Here is a 13,271-nt window from a genome sequence, read left to right on the forward strand (position 1 = left end):
AGTCCTTTTTACAAACTTTTCCCAATATGAATCGAAGATTTTCTCCTTTTTTCGGCAAAAGCCGGGAATCCCTCTTTTTTTCGTCATCTTTCCTCTTGAAACTCCTTCTTTTTTTTTTTATACTAAGGCATAAATATCAATACCCTGTATTCCACTATGGAGGACACGTTTCATGATGCAGAAATTTCGAAAACTATCCCTGGAGAGCCAGTTGTTTTTCAGCTTTATGGCAGTGTCCGTCTGCCTGCTGCTCCTCTCCTTAAGTATAACCCTTTTTTCGACGATTACACGTCAGCGTCAGGAGATCGATAAAAACATCAGCGCCCTCGCCGCCTATGTCGCCTCCATGGACAATGTTGTCTCCATGCTGGAAAACGGTTATCCGGACGGATCCGCCAATGAAGCTCTGGATTCCCTGTCTGAAAATTTTCCCGATCTCAATGTCATAGCCATTTATAATACGACCGGGCTGCGGTTCTACCACACAAACCGGAAGGAGACGGGGGAAACCTTCGTCGGCGGCGAGGAGGAGGCAATATTAAAAGGAAGCCAGCCCTATATCACCATCGGCTACGGTACAAACGGTTCCCAGCGGCGGGCTTTCCATTCGATCCGGAACAGCGACGGAGCGATCATCGGATTCGTTATAGCGTCGGTCTTCAACACTTATATCTCCGAGCAGATCCACGAGGTCTTTCCTACCTATTTATTAGCAGCGATGGTCATGCTGCTCGTCAGCATCCTTCTGTCTCACGGACTCGTCTCCCTTCTCCGGGATTCCCTGATGGGACATCATCCGACGGAGCTTCTCGACCTGTATCTGCGTCAGGATACCGTGCTGAATGCACTGGAGGAGGGGCTTGTCGCCACGGATTCCACCGGTTCCGTGGTCTACGCAAATCAGGCGGCAGAAAATCTCTTTCATGTCCTGCCTGAAAAACCGGAGGATCCGCCTTCTGTCTCCCCGGACGATGGGACTTCCGGACAGGAACGGACTGAACCTCTTATGGAAGGACGCACTTTCAGGGATTTCTTCCCGGAATCCCAGGCAGACCGGGTCCTCGCGTCCGGCACACCGTCCTACCACCGTGCCTGCACCTGTGAGAACCGAAGACTTCTGGTCAGTGAGATTCCGGCAGACACCCAGACGGAGCATCCGGTGATCCTCACGATCATCAATGACCAGACGGAGATGGAGACGGTCATGGACGAGCTCACCGGAGCAAAGGCGATGCTTGACACACTGCGCGCCTTCAACCACGAATTTTTAAATAAGCTCCACGTGATCCTGGGCTACCTCCAGACCGGTCAGACGGAGGAGGCCATCAACTTCATTATCAACAGCAACCTTGTCTCCAGCCAGTCGATCCGCCAGACTGCGGACTGTCTGCGCGTATCAAAGATCTGCGCCCTTGTGATCGGAAAAATGATGCATGCCGCGGAGCTCGGCATCCTGCTCACCGTCTCCCCGGACAGCCGCTGTCTGGAAAAGGATCTCCTTCTTCCGGTCGAAAACTATATCACGATCGTCGGAAATCTTCTCGAAAATGCCATCGAGGAGCTTTCCGCAGGCAGTCCTGAGATCCGGGAGATCACACTCGGGATCTACTGTGACCCTGGCTGCAATATCATCACCTGTGAGGACACCGGGCGCGGGATCCGTCCGGATCTGATCGACAGGATCTATGAAAAGGGCGTCTCGTCCAAGGGCACAAACCGCGGGACCGGACTTTTCCTGATCAAACAGCTTGTAGACAGCGGGAACGGCGAGATCTCCATCGAGACAGAACCGGGAGAGGGCACCTGCTTTACCATCACATTTACGGAAAGGAAGCATACACCATGTACCATGTAATCATCATCGAGGACGATCCGATGGTCGCCTCCATCAATAAACAGTATGTCGAGGTCACTCCGGAATTCCGGGTGGACCGGATCTTTAAAAACGGGTCGGAGGCGCTCCCCTACCTGAAGACGAATCCCACTGACCTGATCATTCTCGATTACTATACTCCTGTCATGAACGGCGGTGAATTTCTTGATGCCCTCCACAATGCCGGCCTCACACCATCCGTCATTATGGTCACCTCCGCGAACGATACGGATATCGTCCGCTCCCTGTTAAATCGCGGGATCACCGACTATCTCGTGAAACCCTTCGAATATACGCGTTTTAAGACAGCTCTTGACCGTTTTACCGAGACAAAGAAGTATCTGGAGCACAGCCACGGGGGACTCGGCCAGCACGATATCGACCGTCTTTTTTCCGTGAATGACCAGAGGGCAGACGCAAAGCCGTCACTCGCAAAGGGATTGAACGAGACAACCCTTGCCATGATCCGGGAATATCTGCAGAACAACCGGAATGGCTTCTTTACCAGCGAGCAGATCGCCGAGCAGATCCACCTCTCCCGCATCACGATCCGCAGATACATGAACTATATGGTAGACACTGGCGAGATCATCAGCACGATCGATTACAAGACCGGCGGCCGCCCTTCGATCAAATATGGATTCGGGCAAAGATGATTTGCCCTCCGGCGGCAGTTACGATATTTACAAAACCTGTTACTTACTTACTTAAATTGACACCATGCACAAAATCTTTTATTCTTTTTATAAAGTTTTTACACATTTTCATCAATGTAAACGGGGTATAAACAGATGGAGCGCTTTTCTTTTCATCTGTGAGCTGTTTCCGGATTCCCGGGACAGGAAAAGAAGAGCGGAATGTGTAAGGCAAAAAAAGGATAGGAGGATATTTTATGGAAAATATCATCAGCTATTTCGGCACCTACACACCAGCTGCCGATGGCGCAATCGCAAATTTTAAATTTGAGTATTTATGTACTCTCGGCTTTGCAGCAATCGTAATCTTCCTCGGACGCGCAATCGTCGCACATTCCGCGGCATTAAGAAAATATGCGATTCCAGCTCCGGTTGTTTCCGGTATCATCTTTTCACTCCTGATTTCCGCGATCAAGATGACCGGCACAGTCAGTATCAGTTTTGACGCAAAGGTCATGAAAGACCTCTGTCAGAACCTCTTCTTCCTCTGCGTAGGCTTCGGCTTCAGCGCAAAGATGTTAAGACATGCAGGCGGAAAGCTCTGCGTCATGATCGCATTTGCTGCCTGCCTCCTGATCACCTGTCAGGATGTTCTCGGTGTTGCGATCGCTCACCTGATCAACTTAAATCCGCTCCTCGCTCTTCAGTGTTCTTCCTCAGCGATGTCCGGTGGTGTTGGTACCGCATCTGCCTTTGGTCCGATCTTCGAGGGCTGGGGTGCACAGGATGCTACAACGATCGGTGTTGCGGCAGGTACTCTTGGTAACGTTATGGGCTCCCTCATCGGTGGTCCGGTTGCGGCTTTCCTGATCGCAAAGCACGGTTTAAAGGCTGACCCGAACGATAAGCCGGAAGCAAAGGCAACCGGCAAGGCACCGGAGCTTGACAACACAAAGATGATCATGATGTTCGCAATGTGCTTACTTCTCGCAGCTCTCGGCATGCCGATTTACTGCTTACTCGACAATATCCCGATGATTGAGATGCCGAAATTCATCGGCTGCCTCTTCGCAGGTGCCATCGCAAGAAACGTCATGGAAGCTGCAAACATCAAGTTCTATGTTCCGGAGGTTGACGCCATCGAGCATATGTTCCTGGAGCTTTACCTTGCACTTGTTCTTATGACAACAGACTTCACAAAGCTTGCCCCGGTTGCAGGCCAGATGGGTATCATCCTCGTAGCACAGGCGATCCTCATGGCTCTGTTCGGTATCTTCGTTTCCTTCAACCTCTTTGGCCGTGACTACGGCGCAGCCGTTATGACAGCCGGCAACATCGGTTGGGGCTGCGGTTCCGGTCCGAACGCAGTAGCGAACGAAAAGGCTGTTATGGATCAGTACGGATGGCATAACATCGCATGGGTTCTTTACCCGTCCTTCGCTGTTATCATCGATGATATCTATAACCCGATCTTCCTTTCCATCTTTGGTGGCTTATTCAAAGGCTGATCGCAAGTCGTATCCCATATACAGTTTTTGATCTTGAAACATACCCCTCTTATATCCGCCCGGAGAGATTCCCACTCTTCCGGGCGGATTTTTTGCGCAAAGATACCGGCTGCGCGGGACGCTCAAAGATGTCAAGTCCTTTCCCGCTAATTTTCCGTATAGCTTTATATTCTCTCTGTATCCGTTTTTGTAAGTTTTTTACTGTATTTTTGTTACTTAAGTTACAATTATTGGTTAATACTTATTAAAATTGCATTTTATTTGAAAATATTTTATTCTTTTTTCATAAAGATTTTACCTTCCCAAACACCTCCGGCAGATTCCTCTGTGGGGAAATAAAACAGTTCCATTCACTGTTTTATTTTCGGGAGTCTATCGGAACACACCTACTAAAAAAGGATTGGAGGAACTCTTATGGAAAGTATCATCAGTTATTTCGGCACCTACAAACCGGCAGCCGACGGAGCAGTCGCCTCTTTCAAGTTTGAGTACCTGTGTACTCTCGGTTTCGCGGCCATCGTGATCTTCCTTGGCAGGGCCATCGTTGCCCGTTCTGAGGCGCTCAGAAAATACGCGATCCCGGCGCCTGTTATTTCCGGTCTGATCTTCTCGATCATCGTATCCTGCATCAAGGGTGCCGGAATCGTCGGAATCTCCTTCGACGCGACGATCATGAAGGATCTCTGCCAGAACTTATTCTTCCTCTGCGTAGGCTTCGGCTTCAGCGCGAAGATGTTAAAGCACGCAGGCGGAAAGCTCTGTATCCTCATCGCATTTGCAGCATGTCTTCTGATCACCTGTCAGGACCTCTTAGGATACGCACTGAGCCAGCTCATCGGAATGCACCCGCTCTTAGCGCTCCAGTGTTCTTCCGCGGCGATGTCCGGCGGTGTCGGCACCGCGTCTGCGTTCGGCCCGATCTTTGAGGAATGGGGCGCGCCGGATGCCACCGTTGTTGGTGTCGCGGCAGGTACCATGGGAAATATCATGGGTTCCCTGATCGGCGGTCCGGTTGCAGCCTTCCTGATCGCAAAGCATGGCTTAAAGTCTGATCCGAACGACAAACCGGAAGCACACGCAACCGGCAAGGTTCCGGAGCTTAACAACACGAAAATGATCATGATGTTCGCGATGTGTCTTCTTCTCGCAGCGCTCGGAATGCCGATCTACTGTCTGCTTGACAACATCCCGATGATCGAGATGCCGAAATTCATCGGCTGCCTCTTCGCAGGTGCCATCGCGAGAAACGTCATGGAAGCAACCGGAATCAAGTTCTATGTGCCGGAGGTTGACGCTATTGAGCATATGTTCTTAGAGCTCTACCTTGCCCTCGTACTTATGACCACCGATTTCACGAAGCTTGCTCCTCTTGCAGGACAGATGGGCATTATCCTCGTAGCACAGGGCATTTTCATGGCACTCTTTGGAATCTTTGTATCCTTCAACCTCTTTGGACGCGATTACGGTGCAGCTGTCATGACAGCCGGAAACATCGGCTGGGGCTGCGGTTCCGGTTCCAACGCCGTCGCAAACGAGAAAGCGATCATGGACCAGTACGGCTGGCACACTATCGCCTGGGTTTTATATCCATCCTTTGCCGTTATCATCGACGATATCTACAACCCGATCTTCCTCTCCATCTTCGGAAGTCTGTTCCGGAGTTGACAGAGCCTTACAATATTTATTGGTTTCTCATTTGTATAACCCTCTTTTCCGGTCGGAGATCCCCCCTCTCCGACCGGTTTTTGTTTGTTTTTCTAAAATACATTGTATCTGCCACAGATTTTATGTTATACTCTAAAGATGTAAAGTTACAAAAGCTGTCCGGAGCTTTTTCCGGTTTTACAGCCTGAACACACAAGGAATAGGATATCTTCATGCATAAATTTTCACACATAATTTCTTTGTTCCTCCTCTGCACCGGTCTCGCGCTTGGCGGATGCGGAAAGGCTTCCGCGCCCCCGCAGGGCCAGACAGGGGCAGCATCAGATTCATTAAAAATCCTGACGATCGGAACTGCCGACAGCGGCGGGACCATGTACCCGGTCGGAAAAGCGATCTCCGGGGTCGTTGAGGATTCTGACTCCACCCTCAAACTGAATGTCAGCGCTTCCACGGGCTCCGCCGGGAATGTCCGTTCCCTCGAACAGGGAAGCATCGATCTCGGACTCGTCAGCGGTGATGTGGCCTTTGCCGCAGTAAACGGAAGCGGGGAATTCAAAGATGCCCCGTTTAAAGGACTCAAGGTCATCGCAGCCCTCTATCCAAGCATCTCGAACTGGATGGCCCGGGATGATTCCGGTATTTTTTACGTGCATGATCTGAAGGGGAATAAACTTGGGGTCGGTCCTCATGATTCCACCACGGAGCTCGCCGCAAAGGTTTCCCTGAGTGTTCTCGGTGTCACAGAACAGAATTCTACCCTTGTCAACTGCGGCCTCGGCTCGGGCGCTGAGGAGGTTAAAAACAGGACCCTCGACGCAATTCACGGGTTTACCGGTGTGCCAATTTCCGGACTCGCAAAGCTGGCGGACGCGGTTCCGTGCCATCTTTTAAAATACACGGATTCTGAGCTCCGCTCCATCATCCGCTCCAATCCATTCTATTATATGGAGGAGATCCCCGCCGGTACCTACAACGGTCAGGACGAGAATGTTGCGACCTTTGGGATCAAATGTCTCCTCTGCGTCAGCGAGAACATGAGCGACGATCTCGTCTATGAGATCACCTCGATCCTCTACGAGAACCGTGACCGCTTAAAGGATCTCCATCCCGCCCTCTCCTATGCCTCACAGACGGGATTCATGTACGAGGATCTTCCGATCGAGCTTCATCCGGGAGCTGAACGGTATTATGCGGAACAGGGACTGCTGCAGGAGCATAGCAGATAACTCTTTTCAGTATAAAAGTATAAACAGTCGAAAGCGCACCATCCGGGATATCGTCCCCGGATGATGCGCTTTTTGTTTAAAATCATCTTTGCCCCTTGTCATATAGTTTTTAATACTATATAATAGATGGATGAAAGGAGTTTCACCATGAGAACGAATGAAGAACGACTGAATGAGCTGCTTGCCCACCTGGACAGCCTCGACCACATTCATGTGGATGAGATCCCGCAGATCGACCTCTATATGGATCAGGTGACGACCTTTATGGAGAAGCACCTCGGTGAGTTAAAGCGCTACCCGGAAGACAAGGTTCTGACAAAGACTATGATCAACAACTATGCGAAAAACAACCTGCTTCCATCCCCGGTACGGAAAAAATATACCCAGGAACATATCCTGCTTCTGGTATTTATCTATTATTTTAAAAATCTGCTGAGCTTCACGGATATCGAGACAGTTCTTTCCTATATTACAGAGAACCATTTCGGCACATCGGAATCCTCCCTGGCGGAGATCTACACAAAGGTCTTCTCCATGGAACATGATCAGATGGACCGGCTGAAGGAAGATGTGAAGGAGAAATTCGAGAAAGCGAAGGAGACCTTCCCCACTGCCGCGGAGGGATCGGAGGATCCTGAGAATGCAGAATCGCTGCAGCTCTTCGCATTTATCTGCGAGCTGGCTTTCGACGTGTTCTTAAAGAAGCAGATGATCGAGCGTCTGGCCGACGAACTGCGGGATGCGAATCCGCCGAAGAAAAAGAAATAATTCAAAAAGACCTTCCTTCAGAAGCAATCCCCATTTTGCTTCTGTCAGAAGGCCTTTTTTTACATATTAAAAATACTTTCTCTTATTTCTCCGCGCCGTTCTCATCATCGAGTTTCTCGAATCCAAGGCGCTTGAATACCATATCGTATCCGTCACTTCCGTAATTTAAAGACCGGTTTACACGGCTGATCGTTGCGGTGGAAGCACCTGTGCTCTCCGCGATATCGAGATATGTCCGTTTCTCTCTCAGCATCTTCGCGACTTCATAGCGCTGGGACAGGGACAGGAGTTCATTTACCGTGCAGACATCCTCGAAGAATGCGTAGCACTCTTCCGGCGTCTTCAATGTCAGAATCGCCTCAAAAAGGTGATCAACTGCATCTGTCTTGATTTTCTTATTCATGTTTACTATTACCCCTTCTGCTTCATATTTGCAGCAAACTCAGAGCAATATTTTTGCTGCATCTTTATGGATCATTTCATTCAACGCACTAATCACAGTTTAGCACGTTAGATTCAAAAAGTCCAGTATTTCTGTGCAAAAAAGCAAAAAGAGTTATGGCTGCCATATCCCGTTGGAATATAAGCAGCCATTTTCTATGCCAACATAAATTTCTCCACAACCAGCCCAACACCGTCATCATTGTTGGACGCCGTGATATAATCCGCCGCACTCCGCACCGGCAGGACCGCATTTTCCATGGCAACACCGAGGCCCGCATACTTGATCATCGTGAGGTCATTGTAACCGTCCCCGCAGGCGATCATCTGCTCTTTCGTGAGTCCCAGGACTTCCAGCAGGCGCTCCAGACTCTGAGCCTTATCGATTCCCTTCGGCAGGACCTCAAGAAAGAACGGATCTGAGCGGTAAATGCTGAAATTTTTTCCCATGGCCGCCTTCACCTTCGGCTCCACCATCGCAAGGTAATCGCCGTCCTCCATCATAAGAAATTTCGGGACCTCAAAGTTTACATATTCCTTCATGTCCTCCGGTTTCCAGAGCTCCATCCCGTTGATCCGGCTCTCCAGCCTTCCGTACGGGGACTCCGGATTTGAGGAAATGATCCTGCTGCCCTCGTATGTGGCGATGTCCACCTGATGTTCCTCTGCAAGCCCGATGATCTTCTTATTGGCAGAAACCGGCAGAGATCTCGCAAACACGGTCTCCCCGGTCTTGCAGTTGATGATCCGTCCGCCGTTGAAGGAGAGAATATACCCGCTGTACTCGTCCAGGCGCAGCTCTTTCGCAAGCGGCATCACGCCCTGGGTCGGGCGTCCCGACGCGAGAACCACCTTTTTTCCGCGCTCCTGCGCCTTCATAAGTGCCGCCTTCGTCCGCGGTGTGACCACCTTGTCCCGGTTTGTCAGCGTACCGTCCAGGTCCAGTACGATGATCTCGTATGGACCTGCCATATTTTTTTCTGTCTGCATTTATGACTCCTCTATGCGCAGGATGCGCTCGATTTTATTTTGTAAGATCCGTCTGTCTGATCTTCTCCCGCACTTTTAACAGGAAGGACGGGGACACCGACAGTTCATCGATTCCCATCTTCAAAAAATCTTCCGTGAGATCCGTCTCCGCGCCAAGTTCACCGCAGATTCCAACCATACAGCCGTACTTATGGCCACTCTCCGCCACAAAGCGGATCAGCCGCAGCACCGCCGGATGTTTCGGATCGTAGAATTCATCCAATTTCTCGTTTTGTCTGTCGATGGCTAACGTGTACTGGACAAGGTCATTGGTTCCGATACTGAAGAAATCCACCTCTTTTGCCAGATCCTCGCTGATGATCGCCGCCGCCGGGGTCTCGATCATGATGCCGATGGCCACATTGCCGAATGGAACGCCCTGTTCCTTTAGTTCATCACGGACAGAGGCCGCGATCTCCTTCGCCTTCTGGACTTCCCAAAGGGATGCGATCATTGGGAACATGATGGAAATCTTTCCGAATGCGCTGGCGCGATAGATCGCCCGAAGCTGGGTTCGGAAGATTTCTGGTCTTGTGAGGCAGATCCGGATCGCGCGGTAGCCCATCGCCGGGTTTTCTTCCTTCTTCAATTTAAAGTAGTCCGCCTGCTTGTCGGCGCCGATGTCCAGAGTGCGGATAATGACCTCTTTTCCCGCCATCATCTCCGCCACCTGACGGTATGCTGCAAACTGCTCTTCCTCCGTCGGGTATGTCTTCTTCTCAAGATATAAAAACTCACTCCGGAACAGGCCGATGCCCGCCGCGTTGCTCTTTAAGACCTCCGCAACATCGGAAACATCCCCGATATTGGCGTAGAGCTTCACCTTCGTTCCGTCCAGGGTGACATCCTCTTTGTCCTTTAATTCCTGCAGCAGACGCTCTTTTTCTTCCTCCGCCTGCTTCTTCTTCTCCATGGCAGCCAGCATCTCCTCGTCCGGATCCACATAGAGCATTCCCGTCTCGCCGTCGATGACCGCCATCTTTCCGTCCCAAGCTTCCTTGACATCCACGGACACAAGAGCCGGGATGTTCATGCTGCGGGCCAGGATCGCCGTGTGGGAGTTCGGGGAACCCTGCTCGGTGATAAATCCAAGCAGCATGTTCTTTTCCAACTGTACTGTCTCACTGGGGGCCAGGTCCTCCGCCATCAGGATCACTGGCTGGGTTAGGAAGCCCGACTCCACCGCGTCACCGGAGAGTATCTTTACAAGGCGGTTCGTGATATCCTTCACATCCGCCGCCCGTGCGCGGAAATATTCATCCGACATATCCGCGAAGAGACGATAAAAGTTGTCACCGGTCACCGCCGCCGCGTACTCCGCATTCGTCTTCTGGTTTCTTATAATGTTCAGCACAGAATCACGGTAGTCCGCGTCCTCCAGCATCATCATATGGACCTCAAACACCGCCGCCCCCGTCTCTCCTACCTGTTCGCAGGCTTTCTCATGGAGTGTCTTTAATTCGTCCTCCGCGCACGCCACAGCCATCTCGTACCGTTTTACCTCCGCCTCGGTATCCTCCACCGTCCGGCGCTTTACCTGGCTTTCCGTCTTTCTGTGGTAGAGGATCGGCCCGATCGCTACCTTATTTAAGATTGATTTTCCTTTTATGATCTCCATACTCATATATCCGCCTTACAGTTTTGCCTGAAAAAAGTCCTGTACCGCCTCTGCCGCCTCTTTTTCGTCCGGACCGACGGTCTCCACGGTGATCGTCTGACCGTGACGGATCCCGAGGGCCATCACCGCCATGAGCCTTTCGGCATCTGCCTGTTTTGTCTCTGTCTTTATCGTGATCTTCGACTGGAATTCCTTTGCAAGCTTCGCAAGCTCTCCCGCCGGTCTCGCGTGAATTCCGATCTCGTCTGTAATTGTATACTGAAATGTCTCCATAATCAACCCACTTCCTATTTTTCTTTATTATGCAGCTCTAAAAAAGGTTCCCCGCTCCGGATCTTTCCGCGCTTTAAAATATGAACTTCCAGGCAGTCCGGAAGATCTGTGAAAAGAACCGGGGATGCCAAAGATGGAACTTTATCTTTAATTTCCTGAATATCTGCCTTCAAAAGCTTATCCCCGGTCCGTACATGATCCCCATCGTGCACAAAAGCCTCAAAGCTATCTCCTGATAACGATACTGTATCGATTCCAACATGGATCAACATCTCATGTCCACCATCAGTCTGGAATCCGATTGCATGCTTTGTCGGGAATACAAATGTTACTGTCCCATCCGCCGGTGCGTACACATATTCATCATCCGGAATTACCGCCGCACCGTCTCCCATCATTTTTCCGGCAAATGCTTCATCCGGGACTTCCGAAAGCGGGATTACGGTTCCTGTCATGGGACTTTTTATAAGTTCATGACTATCACCTTCATCACTTTCATCCCCGTACTTTTCCAGATACTCTTCCAGATCCGATTTGATGACCGACACCTGCGGACCATAGATGATCTGAACACCTTTTCCTTTTCTAATGACACCTGACGCCCCGGTCGCTTTTAATACGGACTCGTCTACTTTTTTCTCATCCTTTACGGTGCACCGAAGTCTCGTCGCACAGCAGTCCACATCCGTGATATTGTCCGGCCCGCCAAGCCCCTTAAGGATCTCCCCGGAACGTGTTCCCGTCTTCCCCGCAGATTTTTCCCTGCCGGCCTGTCCGGGACCAGTTCCTTTTCTCTCTTCCTTCCTCTGCTCCACATCGCTTCTCGTATAGAGCTTCGCCGCAGCCCCCACTTCCCGCCCCGGCGTCTTATAGTCAAGTTTCCGGATCAGAACCAGGAACACCGCACAGTACATGAGAAAATAGAAGACTCCGACCACAACGATCCAGAGCCACCCGGTCTTTTTGTTTCCTTGAAGGATTCCAAACAGAAACAGATCGATGAGCCCACCGGAGAATGTCATTCCGACTCCAACGTCGAGCATGTGCATCAGCATGTACGCCAGTCCTGCGAACACGCAGTGGATCCCGTAGAGAAGCGGCGCGGTAAAGAGGAATGTAAACTCCAGCGGCTCTGTGATCCCCGTGAGCATGGAGGTCAGTGCTGCAGAGAGGAGAAGTCCCGAGACCTCCTTTTTCTTTTCCGGCAGCGCCGCCTGGTACATGGCGAGGGCCGCTCCCGGAAGTCCGAAGATCATAAGCGGGAACTTCCCTGCCATAAACCTTGTTGCCTCCACAGAAAATCTCGTATTTCCGGGATCCGCAAGCTCCGCGAAGAAGATGTTCTGAGCACCTTCCACGATTTTTCCGCCGATCTCCATGGTGCCGCCCACTGCGGTCTGCCAGAACGGGATATAAAACACATGGTGCAGGCCGAAGGGGATCAGGGCACGCTCCATAAAGCCGTAAAACCATGTTCCAGGATACCCGGAGCGGAGCACGAAGCCGCCGACTCCTGAGATCGCCGCCTGGACCGGCGGCCAGATAAAGTACATGAGAATGCCCACGAGGACATAGAACAGAGCGCTCACGATGGGGACGAATCTTGTCCCGCCGAAGAAGGACAGCACCTGTGGGAGCTCGATCCTGTAATACCGGTTGTGGAGCCATGCGGTCCCAAGTCCCACCAGGATTCCGCCGAACACCCCCATCTGCAGGGACTGGATCCCCGCCACCATGGCACCGGCCCCCTCTTTTAAGGCATCCGTCCCACCGTTTACCGCGATCATCGCACCGATGGCCGCATGCATGACGAGAAAGGAGATGACCGCCGCCAGCGATGCCACTTCCTTCTCCTTTTTTGCCATGCCGATGGCGATGCCCATGGCAAACAGGATCGGAAGGTTCGCGAACACGATATCCCCCGCCTGACTCATCACCGTGAACAATGCGTTCCAGAAGGTTCCCGGTCCCATGATCCGCGTGAGCCCGTACGTTTCAAGCATCGTGGTATTCGAGAAGGAACCGCCGATGCCAAGCAATAGTCCCGCCACGGGCAGCAGTGCGATCGGCAGCATAAACGACCTCCCGATCCTCTGCAGGACGCCAAAGACCTGATCTTTCATGAATCTCACCCTTTCGTTTCTTTATTAAGAAAAAAGTTCCGGAAAGTGGTACCGGAACTTTCTTACCTGGGTTATTATGGGGAGATTTCTGAAATTCTATCCATGTTTCCCG

11 protein-coding genes are annotated in these 13,271 nt (G+C 51.2%); 6 read left to right on the plus strand and 5 right to left on the minus strand.

Annotated features, from left to right (window positions below; translation table 11 throughout):
* The first annotated feature begins 172 nt into the window (after positions 1-172).
* The 6 genes from DW677_RS00315 to DW677_RS00345 all read left to right on the plus strand — a co-directional run bounded on the left by DW677_RS00315 (position 173) and on the right by DW677_RS00345 (position 7,675).
* Positions 173-1,855, plus strand: a complete 1,683-nt coding sequence (locus DW677_RS00315; protein WP_117485055.1) for an ATP-binding protein — start codon at positions 173-175, stop codon at positions 1,853-1,855.
* Positions 1,843-2,529, plus strand: a complete 687-nt coding sequence (locus DW677_RS00320) for a response regulator (protein ID WP_117485053.1) — start codon at positions 1,843-1,845, stop codon at positions 2,527-2,529. The genes DW677_RS00315 and DW677_RS00320 overlap by 13 nt, the downstream gene beginning before the upstream one ends.
* 236 nt (positions 2,530-2,765) lie before the next feature.
* On the plus strand, positions 2,766-4,016 hold the full coding sequence (locus DW677_RS00325; RefSeq protein ID WP_015554975.1) for a sodium/glutamate symporter: 1,251 nt from the start codon (positions 2,766-2,768) through the stop codon (positions 4,014-4,016).
* Positions 4,017-4,430: 414 nt separating this feature from the next.
* Positions 4,431-5,681 carry a sodium/glutamate symporter gene (locus DW677_RS00330; RefSeq protein ID WP_117470621.1) on the plus strand — a complete coding sequence of 417 codons (1,251 nt, stop codon included), beginning with the start codon at positions 4,431-4,433 and terminating at the stop codon, positions 5,679-5,681.
* Between the two features lie 212 nt (positions 5,682-5,893).
* Entirely contained in the window at positions 5,894-6,907 is a 1,014-nt protein-coding gene (locus DW677_RS00340) for a TAXI family TRAP transporter solute-binding subunit (protein ID WP_015554978.1), read from the plus strand.
* A 147-nt stretch (positions 6,908-7,054) separates the two neighbouring features.
* Positions 7,055-7,675, plus strand: coding sequence for a DUF1836 domain-containing protein (locus DW677_RS00345; RefSeq protein ID WP_117485051.1), 621 nt, complete (start codon positions 7,055-7,057; stop codon positions 7,673-7,675).
* Positions 7,676-7,757: 82 nt separating this feature from the next.
* On the opposite strand, the gene DW677_RS00350 is transcribed toward DW677_RS00345, so the two are convergent.
* From DW677_RS00350 to DW677_RS00370, 5 genes are all read right to left on the minus strand, one after another.
* Positions 7,758-8,078, minus strand: a complete 321-nt coding sequence (locus tag DW677_RS00350) for a YerC/YecD family TrpR-related protein (RefSeq protein WP_021905286.1) — start codon at positions 8,076-8,078, stop codon at positions 7,758-7,760.
* A gap of 194 nt (positions 8,079-8,272) precedes the next feature.
* Positions 8,273-9,106, minus strand: coding sequence for a Cof-type HAD-IIB family hydrolase (locus DW677_RS00355; RefSeq protein WP_117470617.1), 834 nt, complete (start codon positions 9,104-9,106; stop codon positions 8,273-8,275).
* A gap of 34 nt (positions 9,107-9,140) precedes the next feature.
* On the minus strand, positions 9,141-10,763 hold the full coding sequence (gene ptsP, locus DW677_RS00360) for a phosphoenolpyruvate--protein phosphotransferase (protein ID WP_117503025.1): 1,623 nt from the start codon (positions 10,761-10,763) through the stop codon (positions 9,141-9,143).
* A gap of 15 nt (positions 10,764-10,778) precedes the next feature.
* Entirely contained in the window at positions 10,779-11,036 is a 258-nt protein-coding gene (locus tag DW677_RS00365) for an HPr family phosphocarrier protein (protein WP_117503026.1), read from the minus strand.
* Between the two features lie 14 nt (positions 11,037-11,050).
* Positions 11,051-13,159, minus strand: coding sequence for a PTS transporter subunit IIABC (locus DW677_RS00370; protein ID WP_181968270.1), 2,109 nt, complete (start codon positions 13,157-13,159; stop codon positions 11,051-11,053).
* Positions 13,160-13,271 lie beyond the last annotated feature (112 nt).

Origin of the sequence: Clostridium sp. AM25-23AC (assembly GCF_003435125.1) — a bacterium.
In the GTDB taxonomy this organism is placed as follows: domain Bacteria; phylum Bacillota; class Clostridia; order Lachnospirales; family Lachnospiraceae; genus Pilosibacter; species Pilosibacter fragilis.